This window comes from Citrobacter sp. Cpo037 (genome assembly GCF_030332945.1).
Lineage (GTDB): Bacteria > Pseudomonadota > Gammaproteobacteria > Enterobacterales > Enterobacteriaceae > Citrobacter > Citrobacter portucalensis.
On the sequence record NZ_JAOWGW010000051.1, the window covers coordinates 1 to 23,870 of the forward strand.

Below are 23,870 nucleotides of genomic sequence, written 5' to 3' on the forward strand. Positions count from 1 at the left end.
ACCGTCAGCGTGCAGGGGCAGGACTTTACCGGCAAAGTCGTCAACATCAACGGCGAGCAGCGCTACGAAGTGGCGGTGCCGGTCGGCACGCTGAAGGAAGGTAAAAATGCGGTGGTGGTGACGCTGGTCAGCCACGATGCGGCGGGTAACGAAGTGACCGCGCTGGCGCACCGTACCGTAGTGCTGGATACCAAAGCGCATAACACCGTCAATATTCATGACGTCACCGCCGATAACACCCTGAACTTTACTGAGCTGTCGGCGGCGAAGCAGACGATTACCGGGAACGTTCGCGGGGAAGATGCAAAAGCGGGCGACCCGGTGCTGGTGGAGATTAACGGCCACCAGTATCACGGCCAGGTGATTGATACCGGGAAAAATACCCTCGGTTATCGCATCGAGGTGGATTCTGCGGCGTTCTCTGACAACGTCGGTCATGTGCTGAAAGAGGTGACGGTCCATGTCAGCGTCACCTCACACGATGCGGCGGGCAACCTGGCGATAGCCACCAGCAGCCACGACGTGCATCTCGATAACTTCGCGGAAAACAGCGTACATATCGACACGGTGGCGACGGACAATGTGGTCAACGCCATTGAAAACCGGATGACCACGCTGATCAGCGGTGCCGTTGGTGGCGATGCGGCCGTCAACGACCCGGTGACCGTTCGCGTGCAGGGGCAGGATTTTACCGGCAAAGTCGTTCACATTAACGGCGAACTGCGCTACGAAGTGGCGGTGCCGGTCGGCACACTGCAGGAAGGTAAAAATGATGTGCAGGTGACGTTGGTCAGCCATGATGCGGTGGGGAATGAAGTCACCGCGCAATCGCATAGCACCGTTACGCTGGACACCCAGGCGCACAATACTATCCGCATACATGATGTCACTGCCGATAACACATTGAATTACCAGGAACTCCTTGCAGCTAAACAGACTATTACCGGTTTCGTTGGTGGTGAGGATGTAAAGGTCAACGATCCGGTCTTACTGGAGATAAACGGCCATCAGTACAGCGGTAAGGTGATTGATTTTGGTCGCGGTAAGCTGGGTTATAGCATCGATGTAGATTCTTCAGCATTTGCTGATAACAACGGCCATGTGCTGGCGAATGTGAAAATTACCGCGATGGTGACCTCTCATGACGCCGCGGGTAACCTGGCGATCGCGACGGATTCCCATAAAGTTCATATCGATAACTACGCGGAAAACACCATTAAGATTGACGCAGTGGCGACGGACAATGTGGTGAACGCCAGTGAAAACCGGATGCCGACGATTATTAGCATCGTCGCCGGTGGCGATGCCAAAGTGGGCGATGCGGTAAAAATAAGCGTTCATGGGCAAGACTTTAACGGCACGGTGATCAACGATAACGGTCAGTTACGCTATGAAGTGGTTCTGCCGCATGGAACCTTGCATGAAGGAAAGAACGCGGTGGTCGCGACGCTAGTCAGCCATGACGCGCTGGGCAATGAAGTGACCAGTGAGTCGCACCGTATTATCACTCTTGATACTCATGCGCAAAACACCATCTCGCTGGATAACATTGCTACAGACAATGTTATCAATTACCAGGAACTGTCCGCGGCGACTCAGCGCATTACCGGCATCGTTGATGGTGAAGATGCGAAGGTCGGCGATCCCATTCAGCTGGAAGTTAATGGCCATCAGTACGGTAGCCAGGTCATTGACCTTGGTAACGGGCATCTGGGTTACCGCATTGATGTGGACTCATCGGCCTTTGCGAACAATGGCGTCCATGTGTTGACGGATGTCGACGTGCACGTCACGGTCACCTCTCATGACGCGGCGGGGAACCTCGCCATCGCTACCGATAGCCATAAAGTTCATATTGATAACTTTGCCAAAAACGTGGTGACGACTGATGTGGTGGCATCGGATGATGTGGTGAACGCCATTGAAAACCGCATGCCGACGCTGATTAGCGGTATCGCGAAAGGCCTGGATGCCAAAGTGGGCGATGTGGTGACCATCCACGTACAGGGACATAATCAGGACTTTAGCGGCACGGTAGTTAACGATCACGGCGTTCTGCGCTACGAAGTGTTTGTTCCAACAGGTGTGTTGCAGGAAGGCAGCAACGACGTAATGGTTAAGCTGGTCAGCCACGATGCTGCGGGCAATCAGGCAGTGGCGGTGGAGCATCGAACCGTTACGCTGGATACCCAGGCGCACAGCACTGTGACTATTGATCATGTGACTGACGATAACACGCTCAACCACTTAGAGTTGGATACACCGATGCAGCTCATCAGCGGTAAGGTGGATGGTGATGCGCAGGTTGGCGATGCGGTGATCGTAGAAATCAATCACCAGACGTTTAACGGCAAGGTGATTGATCTTGGCGGCGGTCAGTTAGGTTATCAGGTCCCGGTCAAATCAACGGCGTTCAGCGATAACAAAGGCACCCAGGATAAAAACGTGACCGTGAGCGTCACGATTATCTCCCACGATGCGGTGCAAAATGAGATCATTACCACCGCAACCCATGACGTACATATTGATAACCATGCCGGAGCCAGAATCACCGTCGATACGGTGGCGGGCGATGACAAGCTGAACGGCGCAGAAGCCGCGAAACACCTTACTGAGGTGATGGGGACGGTTGGGGGCGATGTGCATGTTGGGGATAAAGTTCAGATTATCGTACATGGGCATACCTACGATACAACCGTTCAGCGACTCCCGGAACATAACAATGCGCTGGGATATAAGCTGGACGTTCTGAGCCGCGATCTGGTCAAAGACCCGCATATCGTTGCCCGCGTAGTCGGCGAAGATACTGTGCATAATTTCCAGAAAGCAGAAATAACGCACGACCTGGTGGTTGATTTACATGCCAAGGCTATCCTGACGATCGATCCCGTCACCGATGACAACATGATTAATGGTGATGAATCAAAACAGCCATACACGTATGTAACCGGGAGAGTGGGTGGTGATGTTCACGTTAATGATGTTGTCTATCTCACCGTCAATGGTCACGTCCTTACAGGGAAAGTATACGATGTGGGGGGCGGAGTTCTCAGCTACAGCATTAAAGTCAGTACTGCCGACCTTATCTCCGATCCGCATTTAACCGCGACGGTAAGCACCACCGATGGTGCGGGCAACCCGGCCACGGCCAATGCAGAAACCACGGTTATTATCGATACCCGTGTGGAGGCGCAGATCACCATTGATGCCGTGACGCCGGATAATACGCTGAATCTTGCTGAGCAAATGCATGGCTATACGATAGTGAGTGGTACGGTGAGCGGTGAAGTTCATCCGGGCGATCCATTCACCATGACCATCAACGGCCACAACTATTCCGGTGTCGTGGAGGATCGCGGCAATCAGCAGATGGGCTTCCACATTCCGGTTGCCACAGCCGATCTGGTTGCCGATCCGCATATCAGCGTTACCATGGATATCACGGACGCTGCCCTGAACCAAACACAAATTACAGCGCATCATACCGTTGCGCTGGATGCTGAAGCCCTGGCCTCAATCACCATCGATCCGGTAACGGGCGACAATGTATTGAATAAGATTGAATTGGGGCAAACCACGACAGTTGTTAGCGGCACGGTCGGTGGCGATGCGAAAATTAATGATGTGGTGCACCTGAATATTGGTGGCCATATGGTTGATGCTACAGTGGTGGATCTGCCAAATCTGGGAACGTTGGGGTACTCCATCAAGGTGGATACGCATTGGCTGCAAAACGATCCGCATATTACTGCAACCATCACTACTACCGATGCGGCAGGTAATAACGCGACGGCAGATGCGCATAGTACTGTGGTTATTGACGATCAAATTGACGCAACAGTGCAGATCGACCCCATCGTGACCAATGATGGCGATGCGGTGATCAACCACGATGAAGCCCTGAACCCAGAAACCACCGTCACCGGGACGGTGGGCGGGGATGTCAAAATCGGTGATATGGTTGAACTGACCATCAACCATCAGACCTATTTTGCGCGGGTGGAAAATCAAAACGGTCAGCATGTATTCAGTACTAAGGTTTCGACCTTAGATCTGCTCATGGATCCGAATATTCATGCTGAAGTAACGGCCAAAGATGATGCAGGCAACATCGCTCGCGCGACAGATGACCGACCAGTGGTGATCGACACCACGGCAGATGCCGGGATTACCATTGATGCCGTTTTCAGCTCGATACCACCGGGTATGACCGTTGCGAACGATCTGGGGCCTGGTAGCAGGCCGGACTACATCACGGTAACCGGGCATGTCGATCCCGATGCAGTTCGTGGCGATCATGTGACTATTACTGTGGGCCATGGGACTTCTATTACCACCGACGTGTTTTATTTACCGGATGGGAAACTCGGTTATCAGACAAATATCGGCTCAGACAATTTTGACGATGATGGCAATATTACCGTTGCTATCACCACCCACGACGATCATGGCAATATAGCCACGGCGACAGAGCATAAATTTATCGATTTGCCCTGGTTGCATAATACGCCAGTGATCGGTAATACCCCTTACGGTTTCACTACCCCGCCAGTGGTAACGCCTCCTTCAACGGGTACAGTAACAACACAACCTCACCAACCGACCGTGCATCTCACCGTTGATCAAGTGGCGGGCGATGACGTTCTCAACCACGATGAAGCGCAAAAAGGAACGACGGCAATTCGTGGTCTGGTCACCGGGGACGTTCAGGCCGGGGACGATGTTATTGTCACCATAGATCATGTGCAGTACACCGGGCACGTCATGACTATCCCAACGATGCCGGGACAGCTGGCATACGAAGTGGATGTGCCGACGAGTGAACTGCAGGCGCATCCAACGTTTGATGTCTCCATCAAGGTGGGAACAGCGACAGATTCGGTGCAGAAAACCATCACCGTCGATACGGAAAACCCGCTGCTGGTAACGATGGATAAGGTTGCCGGTGATGATGTTATCAATGCTGCTGAAGCACAAAGCGGTAAAACAACCATCAGCGGCACGGTAAGTGGTGAAGGGATCCATGACGGCAGCGTGGTGAGCCTGCAGGTCAATGGCAATACGCTTACTGCGGTAGTGCATGATGATAAACACGGCCACTGGGCCTGGTCGACGAAGGTCAGTATCAACGATCTGCACAATGATCCACATGTTGTCGCGACGGTATTGGCGACGGATGATCATGGTAACCTGGGGAGTGCCTCTGCTAACAGCAATGTCGTGGTCGATCTGAGCGCGAAGGCGAGCGTTACGATTGATAAAATTGCCGATGACAATGTGCTGAACGCGCACGAATCGCAGCTGCATAAGATGACCGTAGCGGGCTCGGTCTCAGGAGATGTGCACCCGGGTGATAAGGTGACTCTGACGGTTAACGGAAACCCTTATGCGGCGACTGTCGATAATAATCATCGCTACTCCGTTGATATCTATACCAAAGACCTGTTGGCCGATCACACCATTGTTGCCACCGTTATAGGATATGACGATCACGGTAACGTGCAGCCAGCCAGCTTCACGCAGGACTATTCGATTGATAAAACGGCAAGCGGCAGTGTGACCATCAACACCGTCGGCGGCGACGATATTATCAATGCTGATGAGGTAAAAGATGGAACCGTTGAGGTCAGCGGTCAGGTCGATGGGGATGTGCATCTCGGTGATAAAGTCGCCATTCTCGTCGATGGCGTCACAGTACATACGCGAGTCATTGAGCTGCCGCATATGAACGGGCAGCTGGGCTACAAAGCGATGGTGAGTACGGTTGGGCTGCAAAATGACCCTACTATCCATGTGAGTGTGGAAGGTCAGGATTCGGCGTTGAACCCAATGCATGCCGTGAGCGACAAAACGGTCACTATCGACACGCATGTCGATGCCAGCATCGTGCTGAATAAGGTATCAGTCGATGATGTGCTGAATAATGCTGAAACTCAGCATGCGAAAACCACCATCAGCGGCTATGTGACCGGGGACGTGGATGTTGGCGATCAGGTGACCATCACCGTTAATGGTAAAGATCTGGTTGCTGATGTGAAAAATAGCGGCGGTCAGAAGGTATTTAGCGTAGATGCCAGTACGACTGACCTGATTCACGATCAAAAGATCCTTGCTCACGTTATCGCCCATGACGACGCCGGTAACCGCGATAAGGTCGATATCGATAAGACTATTACCATCGACAGAACCGCTGTGGGAACGATGGGTATTGATAATGTCACCCAGGATAACGTCCTGAATCATCAGGAACTCCAGGGCGCGACGGTGAGGGTAACCGGGCCTCTTGGTGGTGATGTGAATGTGTGGGATTCGATCAAATTAAAAATTGGCGGTCAGGAATTTAGCGGTTCGGTAGTTACGCTGAGCAATGGCGATCGGGTTTATCACGTTGATGTGGACAGTCATATCATGGAAGTGAACACCACATTTTCGGTTGAGGTTAAAGGTCATGATACGCCGGGCAACCCATATTCACAGACAACGTCCCACAGCTATTCGGTTGATCAACAGGCAAACGCCACGCTTATCGTCGATAAGGTTACCGGGGATAATCATATTTCGCGTGCGGAGTCACACGATACCTTCACGCATATTACCGGCAGCGTGAGCGGTGATGTGAATGATGGCGATCATATTAAAGCGCTGGTAAATGGTCATCAGTACGATGCCATTCTTCATCAGGGCAATAATGGGCTGACCTATGACATTGAGGCCGATACCTCCGTATTCCGGGCAGGCCATAACCGCGTGAACGTATTGGTCGAGGCGCATGATAACCACGGTAATATTACGCCTTATAGCCAAACGTTGAACGTGACGATGGACGATCCCACGCCAGTGAAAGGGCATACGGTGGATAAAGGGAATCATGCTGCGATGCAACATGCGCTGCACAATCTGTTCGATGACAACGCATTATCTCTGTCTTACGCACCAGCAGCGACCGGACACGGTCAGGCGACAGCGGTTCTCAGCGCTGACGATAAGGCGAAGGGCGTGCTTGAAAAAGTCGATCTCAGCGATCTGGCGCGTGAACTGCATGAAGGCGTGGATATTGCGAAGTACATTCAAAGCGGCGGCGATCATCACCTGATCGCCAGTCCGGCAAAAGTGGCGCATGGAATAGATACCGCGCTGTCGACTCCGACAAGCGGCGATCTGCATTCTCCGACCTACTCGTTGGATCACCTGATAGCTAAACCCGATCAAAACCACACTCACTAACGATTGCCTGCTGCCCTGTGTAAACAGGGCAGCAGCATCATGCAAAATGAAAAGGCACTGATATGAATTCTGATTCATCTGCTGCAAACGTGCAGGCAGAAGGCGTGGCAAAAAGTCCTGAAAATGACAACCAGCAGGCTTTAGCGATGCTGCAAAAAAGCGACCTGGAGATGGTTCGCGTGCTCGACGATTTGATTTACCTGTTGATCCGTAAAGGCGTGATTGCCATTACCGATCTTCCGCCGATGGCGCAGGTTAAATTAATGAATCGCGCGAACGCGCGCCAGGAACTTGGCGGGTTAGAACAACTGCTTGGCAACGATGATCGTATATTTTAGCTGATGCAGGTAGTTTGTAGGCCGGATAAGCGTAGCGCCATCCGGCTATACAAAGGCGTATCAAGACGCCAGTTTTATCACAATGGCGCGGGCTCACCTAATAATTGCCCCATTGCTCCATCAATCCCTAATTCTTGCAGCACCATAAGCTCACCTTCCGTTTCAACACGTTCGGCAATGAGCGGCAAATCAATACTGCGCGTGGCACTGCACAATACTTCAATAAACAAACGCTTATCATTTTCCTCATCAATTTTGCGGATATAGCTGCTATCGATTTTCAGATAGGCAAGACCCCATTGCGACAGATGACCGATCATATCGAAACGGCTACCGAAGTGTTGCAGTCCCAGCGCGCAGCGATGCTGACCTACGGCTTTAACAAATGCCGCCATCTGATGGGGGCCTGGTAACTGATTTTCATCCAGTTCCAGAATCAGTTTGCTGGCTAATTTCGGTGAGTACCGTAACGGATTGAGCAGGTCTGCAATGGCGGTCGCGCTGGCGACAGAACTGCCAGAAATACTCAACGCTAGTTTTCCAGGCGCGGTTTTCAACTGGTTCAATGTGAGCTTCAACATGACTTTATCGAGTCGATGACTCCAGCCAAAGCGGTGGATCCAGGGCAAGAACCGCCCCGCGGTAATAGCGTTACCCTGCTCATCAATAATGCGCGACAGCACCTTGTAATGCAGGATTTTATCCGGCTGGCGGCAATCGACCACCGGCTGATAAACCAGCTGGAACTGTTGATTTGCCAGCGCATGCTCCAGACGAACAAACCACAAATGCTGATCTTCTGTAGCCGCAGGTATTTCAGTGGTGGGAACGACCTGATGGTTGGTGTGTGTTTCCGCTTCAACCAGCAGGCGATCGGCCTGGATCAGCAATGACTGAGCATTTTCTCCGGCGCTGAATGGCACCATGCTGGTATAGGCAACCGGCTGTTGGTCTGACATTCCGGTGGCGTAAAAGGCCGTGAGTTTTTGGCACAGCGAATTGCATAAATCCAACATCTCACCATGTGTGACGCCAGGGCAGAGTAGGGCGAACTCACCGCCACGAATGCGGGCGAGCGTGCTGTCGAGAGGGGCATACTTTTCTCTGTGCGCGTTCAGCAGGTTGGCGATGTTGAGCAACAGCTTATCAGTATGCGGTCCGCCAAAGCGCTGATTCAGGCCACCTAAATCCTGAACGCGAACCAGCATCAGATATCCTGGTGCCGTATCGGTATCACTCAGTCGCGCCTGGAGCTGCATATCGAATGCCCGGCGGTTGGCAACCCCGGTCTGGCTGTCGAGATAAGCTTCATTGTGCAAGCGTTCGCTGTAGATAGCTTGTTCTTCAAATAACGATTTAAGCTTAGCTGCCATTAAATTCATGGCGCCTACAACGCGGCGTAATTCCGGCGTTTTGGGTAACTCGTGGAGTGTCAGAAACTCGCGACGGGTAATAGCTTCGGATTGTTTTGCCATGTAATTGAGCGGGCGCAGCAGTTTGCGTAGCAGCAAACTGCCGGCGATTAAGCAGGCGAGGCTACAGGACAGCATCCACAGCAGATTACCTAAGGTATTGTCCCACAGACGCTGCACAGCAAAGATAGGATCGCTGGTCACTTCCACGCGAGCAGCCTGCTGCCAACCGCGCATAATCGTTGCTTCACCAGTTTGCGGGGTGACATCCACCAGATCGACGAACCAAGCGGGGACGTTGGGAATTGTCGCTACCGCGCTACGCTCAAGCATTATTTTGCCGTTTGCCAGATCGACGATGCGGATTTTTTTGTAGTAACCGCTATCGAAAATGGAGCTGACCATCAGCTCGATCATTGCCGGGTCGTTGACGTTGGGCGTTAGCGAAACGCCTAGCGCCGTTGCGGCATCCTGGGCATGTGAAAGAAGCTGGTTATTGGACTGATTGCGAGAACTCTCCAGCGTCACAATAAAATTGCCGCTGAACACAACCATCATAAAGAGAGAGATTGCCAGAAGTAACTGTTTAAAAAGAGACACGGGCGATTCCTATTTATCCATCGGGAAGCCTTCTTCCCGCATTTTTGTGAAAACTTGCTGCCAGCGAGAAAGCCTCTTGCTGTCCCCAACGCGTTTATTGTTTTGATTGCCGGGAAGCCAAAGGCCGGTGTTGTTAAAGGAGTAGACAGGTAATAAATCCATGCGCTGCGTCGCAGGAGAAATAGTGCTGGTCAGACTGTCGAGAACCAAAGGAATCGCCTCAGGGGTGGCGTACCAGGTCAGCACCATGTGCGCGCGGTTTAAACGCAGGGCTTTAACATAGGTGATGCGAAGTTTGTCTTCGGATACGCCCAACTGGCGGAGGGTGAAATATTTGGCGATCGCGTAGTCTTCACAATCTGCCTCACCTTTGCGCAGCGACTCGATAGGGGTTGCCCAGTAATCGACGTTATGCCAGACATCAATGTCTTCGGTATAGCGGATCTTCTCATTAAAAAATTGATTTACAGCGCGTAATTGCGTTTGCTCGTCAGCATTACGTAACTGGAGCAGAAGCTGTTGCCAGGCGCGGATTCGTTGCTGCGCTTCTGGTGTAGCCGGGCCATAAAGCGCATCGGACTTTTGTTGAATATTGGCAAAATCCCAGGCCGCGCGTAGCGAATGGACTGACAGCAATAGCAGCAGCGCCCCGGGGATTTTCCACAGGCGCAGCAGGCGATGGCGTAAGCAGCGGCGGATAATGTTCAATGGCTATGCTGACAACTGCCCGGAGACGGGTTTTTCAGCTTTTCGCAGGACCAGGGGGACAACCACTTTTTACGTAATTGCACGTTGGCCGGCGAAGCAAAAAAATCTTTCAGCGTACTGTTAACAAACGTCACAAACTGCGGATCGTTTTTCCTCATCATAATGGCATAGTGCATATCATTGCCGATGCTCTCAGAAGAGACGCTGAACAGTTCAGGTTGCTCGCTATGATTAATTAGCGGCCAGGCCAGAATATCATCAACAAAGAAAGCAGCAGATTCATTATGCGCCATCTTCTCAAATGCGCCCTTTATGGTGGTGCTGGTAATCGTTGAAATATTAAGGTGTTGCTCTCTGTTTGCTTTATTAAATTCCAGCAAATCTTTTGAGCTTCCGGTCAGACTCACCGTGCGACCTTTAAGATCGGCAATTGACTGTATATTATTTTTACGTAAAGAGATGATGCGCATCTTTGCGGTGTAATAGTTTTCAGAAAACGACACGCTGGAGGTCCGCTCCGGCGCATTGGTATTTACGCCACAGTCCATATCTATTTTACGCGAGTTTAATGCGGAGAAACGTTCGGAAAAATTCACGGGAATATAATGAATAGTTAAATTGTTGAGCTTCAGATACTGGCGCAACTTATCGGCAATCATGTTGCATACCGCGATGGTATAACCCGTGACTTTTCCATTGTGGTCAGTAAAAGAAAATGGCGGCAGCTGGCGATAACCCACGTTGAGCACGCTGCTGCTCTGAATATGATCGAGCGTCGCAGCGTTCTGTTGCGCCATCAGTGCGGGGGAGATGACGAGGCCCGCCAGTAAAAACAGCCATTGCGCCGTACGCTTCACCCTTGTCATCTCACGATTAATTATATTTTTCATAATCAAAACTGATCTTCTTTTTAGCAGACGTTAATGCTTTCAGGTTATCTGACATGGGAATGTTTAAATTAATGTCTTTCGGCGGAATCGGTGACTGAAACCATTTTTTGTACAGCGCAGTAAATTCGTTGCTGATCATCAGGGAAGAGAGCGTGTCATCAACAAATTCTTTAAATTCTTTATCGTGTAACGGTAGTAACAAGCCCGCCGGTAGCGGGGTGCTGAGCGCAATATCGGAAAGTTCATAGTCATCAGGATTAGGCGCTTGCGCGATCATCCCTTTGAGTAAAACCGTACTGGAGATCAGTGCAGAATACTCACCATTCTTCAGTTCATTGAAGGCGGTAATGTTGTTGGTATCGAGTTGAATATTAATATCCAGGTCATTGGCGGCATTCACTTTTTGCAGTTGCTCAACGTATATCGTGCCGCTTTTTACCAGTACGCTATGTCCGGAAAGCTCTGCCAGATTGTCGTTGCTTTCATTTTTACGCATGACGAAGCGGGTGCTTGAAAAATAAAACGGCAGCGAGAACTCGCTAATGCTGTGGCGACTTTTCGAATAAAAAGCCGGGATACACATGATGTCAGCCATGTGATTTTTAATCAGGACAAACTGCGATGCCGAGTTAGCTTTTACCCACTCGACCTTCAGCTTTTTAAGCTGAAGTTTTGTCTTGAGCGCGCTGACGATATTGTTGCAAATATCAATGGAATAGCCTGCAGGTACGTTGCCATTCTGCCATGAGAAAGGAAACGCATCATCCTGATAACCAAGGGTAATACTTTTCTTGCTGGCGATCTGCTCCAGCGTGTGTATCGGCAGGGGAGAGCCTGCTAAGCATGGCGTTGCTAACGCTATTAACAGGGCAAAAACCGTCAACATGCGCTTTACCGGGTGAAAGAAGTCAGACATTGCACAGTCCTTCTTCAATGACCTCTTTGGCAAATGCGGAAAGCACTTCACGCTCGCGCAGCGGATAGCTAAAGAAATAGCCCTGGACATTCTGGCACTCAATGTCGCGCAGAATGTCACGCTGCTGCGCGGTTTCTACTCCTTCAGCGGTGACAGACATATTGTACTTATGGGCAAACTGAATCAGCATCACAATCAAATACTGACTGGCATTATCTTGCTGAAGCTTGTCGACCAGCGTGCGCGCAATCTTGATGCGAGTGAAAGGATAGATCAGCAGATAATCCAGTGCCGCGTAGCCGGTGCCTAAATCATCCATCGCGATTTCAATGCCCAGAGAGCGAATCTCTTGCAGCACGGGTAAGGCAATCGACTTATCCAGCTTTTCGGATTCAGTAATTTCTATTTCAAGGCGCTCGGCTGAAAGTTGACTGATGCGTAACGCATCTTTGATAACGTCAACCAGCCCCGGACTGTGCAGCTGGTAGGCCGAGATATTGACGGCTACCCTGATACGTTCCGGCCATTTGGCAGCGGCTTCACAGGACTGACGAATAATCCATTCGCCCAAACGGACAATCAGACCGGAGTTCTCGGCGATGTTGATAAAATAATCAGGGTAAATCAGACCCTTGGTGGGATGATTCCAGCGTATCAGCGATTCGTAGCCATACACGCTTTCATCTTCCAGATTGATGATTGGCTGGTAATGAAGCTCGAATTCCTTGTTATCAATACCATCGATGATTTCCTGATTAATAAATAGGCTGTGGGTATGCTTCATCACCATGCCGTCTTCGAAGAAATGGAAGCAACCACGGCCATGATGTTTTGAGGCGTACATGGCAAGGTCGGCATTGATCATCAACGTCGAGGTATTATTGCCCTGATACGGCGCGGTGGTGATACCGATACTGCAGCTGATGGAAAAAGTATGCGTGCTCCAGGTAAACGGGGTGCTCAGCGCACGAATAATTCGCTTCGCCAGCCGATTCGCTTCTTTGATGGCGTTATCGCTGACATGTTGCAGAATGGCAAATTCATCACCGCCCAGACGCGCTGCGATATCGTTAGGTCCCAGCAAGAGCTGCAGGCGCTGGGCAACGCTGATTAACAGCTCATCGCCCGCTTTATGACCAAAGGTGTCGTTTACTGGTTTGAAGTTGTCGAGGTCAATCAACAGCAGGTTAAATGGTTTTTCGTCCTGATGGATTTCACTGACGCGTTTATCTAACGCCTGGCCAAACGAAACGCGGTTGGGCAATCCGGTCAGTGAATCATGATGGGCCATATGCTCCATCTTTTGCGACATTTCATGCATTCGTTGCAGATAGCCGCGTTCTTTCATGGCGACGCGCAATTTTTCAATCGCCCCGGCCAGATGTCCAATCTCATCGTCCTGATCAAGATAGGGTGTTATACAGTCCGTCTCTTCATGGGCGATGCGGGTAAGGGAGTTAATCAGCAGCGGAACCGGACGGAATAAACGGCGCATAAACATCGTGACCAGTGCCAGCGTTACCAGCAAAATCAGGACAAAAATGATACTGCTTTTTTTCAGCATCGCATCGTAGGTGGCGTAGAGATCGCTTTTTTTTCCAATGCTGCTAATCAGGCTACCGAGGATCTCACCTGAAGGCGTCAGAATAGGAACGGCGCTGATAAAGCACTCTTCGCCATTAATTTGGGCGAAGCCAACATAGTAGTTACCTAGCACATCGCGCGGCAGACGACCGGGGAAAGAAATGATCCCATCACCCTCTTCTGACTTGTTGTTGATGCCAACAAACCCTTTCTCCGGCGTATACAGAAACAACCAGGTGGGGCTATGGGTCTGTACTGATGCCAGTGCCAGAACGTCAACCGGGTTATAACCGGTTTGCATAATAGAGTCGGTGTCACCAATCTGTCTGTCGGAGACAATGCGGGATATCTGCCCTGCATCGCTGGTTTCGACCGAAACGGTGGTATACACGTTGCGGATGATGTAGGTCATAATCTGTGCATTCGCCTCAGCCCGTTGCACCCACTGCTGATAAGAAAAGTTATCTATCAGGCTCCAGTTGGTAAACGCGCCAGCACTAAACGCAATAACGATACCCGCCAGCAAGAATTGCGTTATTTTGCCAGTGATTGAATGTTGCCACCCTTTTATTGCTTTAAGGGAAAACAGAGACTTTGCCACGGATTATGTTAATTCCTGAAAAGATTATTCGGTGCTAAAATTAATTTCTGTTATTACTTGATGGAATATTATTGTTGCAAATAAGTAGATGAATGATGTGAAACGTAATGACGTAACAAATAACTAACATTGAACCATGGCGAGTAATGACAAAAATAACGGTATGCGAATATAGATAACGCTGCTCTTTTCGTCAATAGGAAAAAGTGTACATAAAAATACATTTTCTGAATGCCCCTTTCAGGATATTAATGTTGACATTCATGGTGCTTGAGAAGATTTTTTATACGTACTGGTTGGAGGTGTTGATGAACTGACAAAGGTTTTTTTTGTTTTTTGCGAAACATCAATGAATTAGCGGTTTTTTGGACAGGTGTTTTAGTGATTTCATCCCCACAGGATGTCCATTTTTGTCTATAAATGGGTATTTATTTCCTGATTTGATATGAATAATATGCTCTCTTCATTATAGAACCTTATTTTATTTTCTCAGTGCGCGGTCAATGTTGACAATTTTGCTATGGTTCATCGGCTGACCCAAAAGGATTTGTTTGTGACATTCGAGTCTGGATTAAAGTCCTATTGGTATAGTGCATAGCGGATAAATTGATTTGGACGCAATAATAAATTCAAACACGATAAAAAACATTCGGGAATGGTGCCTGCCACTTGTCTTACCTGGCCTTTTTTACCCGCTGGCACAATATCTTAACGGTTACAGCGTTCTCAATAATACTATTTTAACAGTTTACGATCTCAAGCTAGCCGTATTTTCTGCCGCATTGGTCTTGTTTGGTTTTCGGGTGTTGCCGGGATTTCTTCTGTTCCTGACGGTCATGTTTGTGGTCGGTCCGCAAAATGAACGGGTAGATGCGTTGTGCCTGATCATCGCGTCGACCTTAAGTTATGCAGCGTACCGCAAATTCACCGGCAGACGCAGCTGCGTTAGCTTTGGTCGCATCAAAATTAGCTTTAATCGCCTGGTTTGGCTTTGTGGCTACAACGTCCTGCTGTATCTGGTGTTCAGCAAACTCTTTGCAATGTTTGTCGCCCACGGACAACGCCCCGATGTGGATAACATTCCGGCGTTGAGTCTGGGCATGCTGGTACGTATTCAGGGGATCATCAACGGTTGCCTGACGGGGATCCCTTTATTTTACAAGATTTACCGCATCATTCGTCGACCGTCTTTCTTGTTGACCTTTCTGCGGGCCATTGCCGAACAGTGTAAAGGCAATATCGGCGTCTACGGCGTTGCGTCCTGGTGCATCTTGCTGTTTTTTCTGATGTTTTTCTTAACATCACCGGATAATTTGGATGTTTTTTTCTCTATCTATAGCCTGATCCTGTTATTCCCGTTGATGTTATGGGGAGCAATCAAGATTGGCCACTTGTTCACAATGCTGGTGTGGACGATCGTATTAATCATCTTAGGCAAACATAACGACAGCTATATCGCCAGCGATGTTAACTTCATGCTGCATCAGGCGCTGGTTTCGACGTTGATCTTTGTCTTTTCACTCACCATTGTGATCATGGGGGTACTGGCAAAATTTACCCGTCAGCGCTTTAACCAGGCGCTGCTGCTGGGGCTGACTGACCCGATGACAGGCATGGCAAATTTACGGGCGCTGAAGACGGAGCTATTTACCACTGAACGCGCGACCGTATGTCTGATACAGATCCCTGAGCTGGAGCTTTTTTCGCGTCGCTATGGTTTTCATTTCCGCGCCCGCTACCAGAAGATCCTTGCTGAGCATTTGCGCAGACATCTGGTGAAAAGCGAGAAAGTCTATTACCACGCGGGTTATGATCTGCTCATCCGGCTGGAAAATGGCACCTGGGAGCGGCTATGCGATCTGTATCAGGCCGCCAACAGTTTTCGTCTCTTTTACAACAACCATCGATTGGGTTTTCGCAGTGGTTTGGGCTATTGCCTGATTAACGATCTGAGTGATGACATTTATCAGCTGGTGGGGAAACTGGGCATGGTGGCGGGTTTATCACTCACCAACGGCAGGCCGGAAAACCTTGAGGCGCAGCATAGCCGGATCCTTGGCAACCACATTGTTGATAAAACGGAAATTCGCACTGCGCTGCAAAATGCGCTGGATAACAATGCGTTTGTCCTGATGGCACAGCCAATAGTTAGTACCCACGGTGAAGCGCCGTATCATGAAATATTGATCCGTATGCTTAATGAACGGGGTGAATTTATTCCACCGAACAGTTTCCTGCCGGTTGCTCATGATGCGGGGCTGGCACCGGATATCGATCTCTGGGTTATCGAAAATACCCTCAAATTTATGCGTAACCACCCGCAGCATTGTTTTTCTATTAACCTGGCACCGGTGACGGTATGTCGTTCAAATATTGTCATGAAGATCACCCAACTCCTGCACGACTACGCGGTGGAGCCACAGCGGATTATTTTTGAAATAACGGAAGCAGATACGTTATCAGACAAAGAACAAACCGTGGAAACGCTACGTTTAATACGTCAGCTGGGATGTCGGGTGGCAATTGATGACTTTGGCACCGGGTTTGCGAGTCATGCGCGCTTGATGAACATCGAAGCAGATATCCTGAAAATAGATGGCTCGTTTATTCGACGGATCACCGAAAGTGAAATTAGTTACTACATCGTTGAGTCATTTTGCCGCGTTGCTGAAATGAAAAAAATGCAGGTGGTCGCTGAATTTGTCGAGAACGCCACTATTCAGGCCTGTCTGGAAAAAATGAATGTGGGCTGGTTACAGGGATATCACATTGGCAAACCTACGCCGCTGTTCACGCTCGAATCACAGGGCGCTAGCTCCTGATGACCAAAAAAAGAGTAATTTCTTCTCAGGTAGAGAATAAAAATCATGAGTGACATTATTAAAGTAAAAAATCGAACGGCGAATACCACTAGTGAGGGACCGCGCGCTCGACTATTGTCCTGGCTGCACAACATCCATCCCGGTGTGGCGATGAAGCTCGGTATGATTTTGGTTGTTTGTATCGCAACGTTGCTGATTGGCGCCTCTTTTATATTATCGTCTTATCTTTCCAGAGAATTGCAGGTCAATGCGCTGGAGATGATTAAAACCAACACGCGGATATTCCACAACAGTATTTCTAACGAATTTCAGCGTGTGACTCGCGATGCGGAACATTACAGCAATGTTTATATTAATAATTATCAAAACGTTGCCAATAAACCGCTGCGTTATATGGACTCTACTGAATTAAAAGCGGTGCTGAGCAACCCGAATACCAACTCACATTTCACCGAGTTAACCAGCGTATTTGCCAGTACGTTTATTCTGCAAGGCGAGCAATTTGTACGTGTCAGCAGTACGTTACTGGCGAGTTCAGGCAATACGGCAACGGCAACAGCACTAGGGCATGATAATCCGGCGTTGCCGCTGCTTTTGAAAAATAAACCCTTTTCCGGTGTGGTCACACTGTTCGGTAAACAGTTTATTAGTCACTACGAACCGATTGCTGACAAATATGGTCAGGTGGTGGGGGCCGTCGCGGTGGGTTTCGACGTCAAACAGAGTTTGCAACCGATCATTCAGCGTTTGTTGAATGTGCATATTGGTAAAGATGGTTATGCCTACGTGCTGGATGCCGGATTTGAACCCGGTCGCATGTTGGTCCATCCCTCGTTGAATAACCAGCAGGCAATTAATATTACTGATGCCAATGGTTTTAAGCTGTTTGCCGATATGCTCGAACATAAGAATGGCATCACTTACTACAACTGGGTGAGCGGTTATGGCGCATTGCCCAAGACCAAAATTGCCGTTTATGAATATGTTGAAGGGATAAATTGGATAATAGCTACGACCAGCTACGTTGATGATGTTTCCAGGAGCAGCAATCTGGTGCGTAACGGTCTGCTGCTGTTCACCGCACTGTTGCTGCCCATCATTTTACTGCTGATTGCTGTGGCCAGTCGTTTCCTGATCTCGCGGCGATTAAACCGTGTACTGGGGATTGCACAAACCATTGCCGAAGGTGACTTAACGGTAGATGTTCAGGTCGATCACCACGATGAGATAGGCGAACTGCTGAGTGCGGTAGAGATGATGCGTCAGCGTCTGCACTCGTTGGTAGGCGGTATGGTTTCTCATGCAAATTCGGTACATCAGGCATCGTTGCATATTACCGAAGCGGTCGATGGGCAGGCGTCAACCAGCGTGGAAACCTCATCTTCAGTGGCTGAAATTACCTCCACCATGGAAGAGTTGTCTGCCTCATCGACACAGATAGCCGAACACTCGCGGGCGGTTGTGGATATTGCCAACCAGACGCTTGAGGATTGCAATAAAGGCTCCGAGTCGATGTCGCAATTGCTGATGCGTATGACAGATATTGATACCGACAATCAGCAAAACATGCGTGAAATCATGATGCTCGGTAATAAGTCGACGGAAATCAGTCGCGTGATGGTGATCATTAACAGCGTCGCAGATCAGACGAAACTTATCGCCTTTAACGCAGCGCTCGAAGCTGCCAGCGCCGGGGAAGCCGGTAAGCGTTTCTCGGTTGTAGCGGCTGAAATCCGCCGTCTGGCGGATTCGGTGACGGAATCGACGGTTGAAATTGAAAATAAGATCAGCGAGATCCAAAACGCGATTAATCGTCTGGTGCTGAACGCGGAAAAAGGTGGCGAGAGCATTAAAGCGGGCGCAATTGCCTGTAAAGTCAGCGCCGAACACCTGAACGATATCGTTGTTACGGCCGAGCAAACCTCGACGGCAGCGCTGCAAATATCGCTATCAACACAGCAACAGAAAACGGCGAGTAATCAGGTGGTGATGGCGCTGCGTGAGATCGTTGTTGCCAGTAACTATACCTCGCAATCTATCAAAGACATTCTGGTTGTCAGTCAGGATATGACACAACTGTCGAAAGCGCTGAAAGAGGCTTCGTCCTCATTCACACTGACGGAAACAGATGCATGAATAGCAGCAACATTCGGGTGCTGATCCTCGACCTGGGCAGCGCATCGCGTAATGAGCTGGTCAGGCAACTGGAGGATCACCCGCACATTAAGGTGGTGGGGCAAGCAGCCCATCGCAGACAGGCGATCCGACTGTTGCAACAGCTGATGCCTGATCTGCTGATTCTGACGCTGGATATCTCAAGCGCCGATAACGTCGAGATCGTGGAAACGATCATGGCAACCAGCGCAATCCCGATCCTTGTCATGAGATTTTGTCCACAGAATCAATGGGATGATGACTACATTTCCCGTGGCGCGTTGGCGGTGTTGCACCATAGCAGTGATTCACCACTCTCAACGGATGCTTTGCATCGTAAAGTAGAATTATTGGTCGGTGTGAAAGTCATTCGACATATCAAGGGATTACGCTATCCAGGCGAACCGGTAATCCCCACTGCACGACCGATGATAGACGTTGTAAAAACGCCACAGGACTGGCCCTTTGTGCTGGCGATTGCCTGTTCGACGGGCGGGCCGCAGGCGCTCAGTAAGCTGTTGCAGGATCTACCCGGTACGTTCCCGTGCCCGGTACTTATTGCCCAACATATTGCCGATGGCTTCGCGAAAAATATGGTGCATTGGCTGGATAGCGTGACCGATCTGAAGGTGCGACTGGCGCAGGAGGACGATCGGGTGGAAGCGGGGTATGTGTATATATTGCCGCCGGAGCAGCACCTGATCGTCAAAAGCAACCAGCGTTTAGCGGCGATCCCAAGACAGGAAAGCGACGTTTACCATCCCAGTTGCAACCTGTTGCTGGAGTCGGTGGCTGAGGTGTTTCGCGAAAAAGCCGTCGGACTGATTATGACCGGCATGGGCAGCGATGGCTGCCGCGGCATTGAGCTTATTGTCCGCCGTGGCGGAACAACGCTGGCGCAGGACGAAGAAAGTTCGGTGGTATTCGGTATGAATAAGAACGCGATCGACAAGCAACTAATACACCGCACGATCCCTCTGGATGGTCTTGCTGCGGTACTGCTTTCGATGGCTTGCCACGGGCATGTTGAGAGTAAATTGCCATGATCCCTAATCTTCCTGACTATGCGCGCCTGATCAAAGAGCGGGTCGGTTTGCATTTCGATAACGCCATGGAAGCATTGCTGAAAACGGCGCTGGGTCGGCGAATGGCCGAGCGAAAAATCAATGATTACTATGAATACTATGAACAACTGCGTAGCTCGCAGAATGAGTTTGATAGTTTCATCACGCTGATTACGATTAACGAAACCTATTTTTTCCGTGAAAGCGATACGCTGGATTTAATCTGCGATAAATGGATCCCGCGTCTGTTGCAACAGCGCAGCGGCCCGGTGCGTATTCTGAGTGCCGGATGCTCTTCCGGAGAGGAAGCCTACTCGTTGGCGATCAAGCTGCATGAGAAATACCTCGGCGGGATGGCCCAGCGCATCGAAATTTACGGCTGTGATATTGACCCGGCAATCCTGGCAAAAGCCCGCAACGCCTGCTATTCAAGCTACTCGTTTCGTGGCGTCGACCCGAGTATTCAGCAACGCTACTTCACCCGCTCGGGAAACCTCTACCGGCTGCATGACGAGATCCGTGAGAAGGTCTCCTTCCATCGCACCAACATTATAAAAGAACAGTTACTGCCGGAAGTGGACATCATTTTGCTGCGCAATGTATCCATCTATTTTGATACGCCAACGCGTCGCGAGCTGCACAGTAATTTGCTGAAGATGTTGCAACCGCAGGGAGCCTTATTTTTTGGCAATGCGGAAACGCTGGCTAACAATTTCGACATTCTGAAGCTGGAGCAGGAAGAGGGGATTTTCTATTTTTGCCACCATAGTGAAGCGGCAAGGGTTGTGCCTGTCCCCAGAGTTGCGGTGCGCATTCCGCAGTCGAGAGCGGTGGTTGAACAGGTTCCTCTGGTGCCCACGGCGCAGCAGAGTAATGACTGGCTGAAGAAAGCACGCGCCAGCCTCGATGAAAAATGTTTTTCTGAAGCTGAAAAGTGTATCGCCTGTGTATTACGTGACGATCCCCGTAATCAGGATGCGCTGCTGATCCAGGGCGTTATTGCCCTCGAGCAGCGTGAATTTTCTCAAACAGCCGGAAACGCACAGCAGATCCTCGCCCAGGATGAGTGGTCGGCAGAGGCCAAAATGCTGCTCGGCCTGGCGATGATGTGGCAACACCAGACCCAGCAGGCCATCGCCTGGTTCAAGCAGGTGGTTTATCAGGAACCCGGCTACTGGCCTGCACACTATTATCTGGCTGAAATGTACCGGCAAAGCGAGTTATACCAGCCTGCTCAACGGACTTATCGTGTGGTGATGCAGTTACTGAACGACGAGATAAACAATCCGTCATCGGTTTGTCGTCTGCGTTTGCCAATGGTATTTCCTGGCAATACGTTTCGTTTCCTGTGTGAACATCAACTGGCGCAATTCGCCCATCAAAGTGGCTAATAAGAGCGATTATGGCTATCGATCTGAAAAAATTCGTTCTGCGCTTTATTGATGAAGGGAGAGGTCATTTGCAGACGATCAGCGAAGGGGCGTTTCTCCTCTCCGCTGATGAACATACCGACGCCTGGATAGGTGAGATGTTTCGCGCTGCGCATACCCTGAAAGGGGGCGCGCGGATGCTGAAGCTGCAAAGCATTGCCGATGTCACGCATCATCTTGAAGATGTATTGAGTGAACTACGTGATAACAAACTGACGCCGGACAGGACGCTGGGCAATCTGATCCATGAGTCTGTGGAGTACCTTTCTGGTCAGCTTACCCAGCTTTTTGTCAGCGAAGGGGATAATCAGTTGCCACCGGCGGATGCCGGGTTGTGCGAACGCCTTGCCCGCGCCAGTCGGGGAGAGGATATCACGCTGGCTGTCGAAACTGCCGGGGTAACAGAAAAACCGGTAGTCCCTGCGCCCGCGACGCCAGCCAGCATGGATGCCGGTATTAAGCAGGCGGATTTCGTTCGGGTAAAGCTGAATAAGCTCGATGGCCTGATCGACATTCTGGGGGAGGTGCTCGCCGGACATGATCGCCTGGAACAGCAAATACAAAACCTGAGCCAACTGGTACCACGGTTACCGGGATTAAGCGCTGAACAGCTTCGCCAGCAGATCCACGACTTTAGCGCCCAGTTAAAAGAAAGCGTTCAGCTCCAGCATTTGCAGATGTTTGAACTATACGATGTGGCGGCGCGGATCCGTATGCTGCCACTTTCAACGTTGTTTGAACCCATTTCACTGCAGGTCAGCGAACTGGCTTCCACACTGAACAAGCAGGTGGTGTGCCGCTTTGTTGGCGGAGAAGTGGAAATCGACCGCCAGCTCATTGATCGGCTTTCGGAGTCGCTGACGCATCTACTGCGTAATGCCGTCGATCACGGGATTGGTGAGATCGACGAACGTCTGGCGCTCGGTAAATCCACTCGCGGCACGATTACCATCACTACTCAGCAGGACGGCAGCGGGATATTACTGCGTATCGAAGATGATGGCCGTGGTCTGAACTATGAGGCCATCAGCGCGAAGGCGGTCAGTAAAGGTCTGGTTCCTGCTTCAATGGCCGGGCAGCTCTCCGAGCAGGAATGTAATGAGCTGATTTTTCATCCCGGCTTTTCGACCAGCAAGATCGTCTCCGAGCTTTCTGGTCGCGGCGTTGGTCTTGATGTGGTGCGCAAAACGGTGGTGACAGACCTGCAAGGCGATTTGCAGGTTTATAGCCGCCCGGGAGTCGGAACCAGCTTTAACCTGCGGTTGCCTGTTTCGTTAACCATGATGCGGATTCTGCAATTTGAAGAGCAGGGACACCTGTTTGGACTGGCTGCGCAGTATGTGGTTGAGGTAGTGGAATGCACTGCTCAGGGGATCAGCGATATCGCCGGACGTCCTGCCATTATCTTGCATAACGAGTTTATCCCGGTGGTTTGCGTAGGCAGCTTGCTGGGCATTCATGAACGCCAGAGCAGCTTTTCAACGCCTGGACAGCGATTAATCGTGGTGCAGAACCAGTACAGCAAAATGGCGCTGCAGGTGGATAAGCTGCTCGATGAACGCAAGATGATGATTAAACCGTTACCGAAGCATATGCAGCAGCAGTCGCTGGTCTCCGGGATGGTACAAACACCGGATAACCAACTGGTCAGCATCCTGCACGTTCCCGCGCTGATGGCGATGGCGCAACAATCGCGGCAAACCAGTACACCAGCGCCCGCCACGAGCGTAACGCAGGATGCATGGCATGTGCTGGTGGTCGATGACTCATTGAATACCCGTGAGATAGAAAAGAACGTGCTGGAAGCGCACGGCTATCAGGTGACACTGGCAGAAGACGGGCTGTCGGGGCTGCAAAAAGCGAAACTGACCCAGTTTGATGCCGTACTGACGGATGTCGAAATGCCGTTTATGGATGGTTTTACCTTCACCAAATCGTTGCGTGGGGAGAAAAACTACCAGCATACGCCAATCATCATCGTGACGTCCCGCGCGAAGGAAGAGGACCGGCGACGGGGGATTCAGGTGGGCGCGGATGCCTACATCGCCAAGGGCGATTTTGAGCAGGACAGTTTGATAAAAACATTAAAAATGCTTTTGTGCTGATGGCGCAAAATCGAGAGAGAAA

General features: G+C 50.3%; 12 protein-coding genes. 7 read left to right on the plus strand and 5 right to left on the minus strand.

Annotated elements, in window-relative coordinates:
* The coding region (locus OGX94_RS08580; protein ID WP_286569043.1) for an Ig-like domain-containing protein at positions 1 to 7,224 on the plus strand (7,224 nt) is incomplete at its 5' end.
* 62 nt (positions 7,225 to 7,286) lie between these two features.
* Entirely contained in the window at positions 7,287 to 7,562 is a 276-nt protein-coding gene (locus tag OGX94_RS08585) for a hypothetical protein (RefSeq protein WP_003825832.1), read from the plus strand.
* Between the two features lie 77 nt (positions 7,563 to 7,639).
* Here OGX94_RS08585 and lapD read toward each other — a convergent pair whose 3' ends face one another.
* The 5 genes from lapD to OGX94_RS08610 are packed head-to-tail and all read right to left on the minus strand — an operon-like array spanning position 7,640 to position 14,273.
* On the minus strand, positions 7,640 to 9,574 hold the full coding sequence (gene lapD / locus OGX94_RS08590) for a cyclic di-GMP receptor LapD (protein ID WP_149281309.1): 1,935 nt from the start codon (positions 9,572 to 9,574) through the stop codon (positions 7,640 to 7,642).
* A 9-nt stretch (positions 9,575 to 9,583) separates the two neighbouring features.
* A complete protein-coding gene (gene lapG / locus OGX94_RS08595; protein ID WP_032934107.1) occupies positions 9,584 to 10,276 on the minus strand; it encodes a cysteine protease LapG in 693 nt (230 codons plus the stop codon).
* 2 nt (positions 10,277 to 10,278) lie between these two features.
* Positions 10,279 to 11,172 carry a transporter substrate-binding domain-containing protein gene (locus tag OGX94_RS08600; protein ID WP_003825839.1) on the minus strand — a complete coding sequence of 298 codons (894 nt, stop codon included), beginning with the start codon at positions 11,170 to 11,172 and terminating at the stop codon, positions 10,279 to 10,281.
* Positions 11,156 to 12,088: a transporter substrate-binding domain-containing protein gene (locus tag OGX94_RS08605; RefSeq protein ID WP_257662041.1), complete on the minus strand. Its 933-nt coding sequence runs from the start codon at positions 12,086 to 12,088 to the stop codon at positions 11,156 to 11,158. Before OGX94_RS08605 ends, OGX94_RS08600 begins: the two co-directional genes overlap by 17 nt.
* Complete coding sequence (locus OGX94_RS08610) at positions 12,081 to 14,273, minus strand: putative bifunctional diguanylate cyclase/phosphodiesterase (protein ID WP_003825843.1); 2,193 nt, start codon at positions 14,271 to 14,273, stop codon at positions 12,081 to 12,083. The genes OGX94_RS08605 and OGX94_RS08610 overlap by 8 nt, the downstream gene beginning before the upstream one ends.
* A 611-nt stretch (positions 14,274 to 14,884) precedes the next feature.
* Between OGX94_RS08610 and OGX94_RS08615 the strand changes: the two genes are divergently transcribed.
* The 5 genes from OGX94_RS08615 to OGX94_RS08635 are packed head-to-tail and all read left to right on the plus strand — an operon-like array spanning position 14,885 to position 23,848.
* Positions 14,885 to 17,095, plus strand: a complete 2,211-nt coding sequence (locus OGX94_RS08615) for a sensor domain-containing phosphodiesterase (protein ID WP_063940963.1) — start codon at positions 14,885 to 14,887, stop codon at positions 17,093 to 17,095.
* Positions 17,096 to 17,140: 45 nt separating this feature from the next.
* Complete coding sequence (locus tag OGX94_RS08620) at positions 17,141 to 19,231, plus strand: methyl-accepting chemotaxis protein (RefSeq protein ID WP_257662039.1); 2,091 nt, start codon at positions 17,141 to 17,143, stop codon at positions 19,229 to 19,231.
* On the plus strand, positions 19,228 to 20,295 hold the full coding sequence (locus OGX94_RS08625) for a chemotaxis protein CheB (protein WP_257662038.1): 1,068 nt from the start codon (positions 19,228 to 19,230) through the stop codon (positions 20,293 to 20,295). The genes OGX94_RS08620 and OGX94_RS08625 overlap by 4 nt, the downstream gene beginning before the upstream one ends.
* Positions 20,292 to 21,704, plus strand: coding sequence for a CheR family methyltransferase (locus OGX94_RS08630; protein WP_063940965.1), 1,413 nt, complete (start codon positions 20,292 to 20,294; stop codon positions 21,702 to 21,704). Before OGX94_RS08625 ends, OGX94_RS08630 begins: the two co-directional genes overlap by 4 nt.
* 11 nt (positions 21,705 to 21,715) lie before the next feature.
* The gene (locus OGX94_RS08635) at positions 21,716 to 23,848 is read left to right on the plus strand and encodes a hybrid sensor histidine kinase/response regulator (protein ID WP_257662037.1); all 2,133 of its coding nucleotides are present in this window, start codon (positions 21,716 to 21,718) and stop codon (positions 23,846 to 23,848) included.
* Positions 23,849 to 23,870 lie beyond the last annotated feature (22 nt).

What these genes read in the sequence shown, in the direction of transcription:
- OGX94_RS08620 (WP_257662039.1), top strand. Translation starts at nt 17,141, where the DNA reads ATGAGTGACATTATTAAAGTAAAAAATCGAACGGCGAATACCACTAGT.
- OGX94_RS08600 (WP_003825839.1), bottom strand. Translation starts at nt 11,172, where the DNA reads ATGAAAAATATAATTAATCGTGAGATGACAAGGGTGAAGCGTACGGCG.
- OGX94_RS08625 (WP_257662038.1), top strand. Translation starts at nt 19,228, where the DNA reads ATGAATAGCAGCAACATTCGGGTGCTGATCCTCGACCTGGGCAGCGCA.
- OGX94_RS08635 (WP_257662037.1), top strand. Translation starts at nt 21,716, where the DNA reads ATGGCTATCGATCTGAAAAAATTCGTTCTGCGCTTTATTGATGAAGGG.
- OGX94_RS08585 (WP_003825832.1), top strand. Translation starts at nt 7,287, where the DNA reads ATGAATTCTGATTCATCTGCTGCAAACGTGCAGGCAGAAGGCGTGGCA.
- OGX94_RS08605 (WP_257662041.1), bottom strand. Translation starts at nt 12,088, where the DNA reads ATGTCTGACTTCTTTCACCCGGTAAAGCGCATGTTGACGGTTTTTGCC.
- OGX94_RS08630 (WP_063940965.1), top strand. Translation starts at nt 20,292, where the DNA reads ATGATCCCTAATCTTCCTGACTATGCGCGCCTGATCAAAGAGCGGGTC.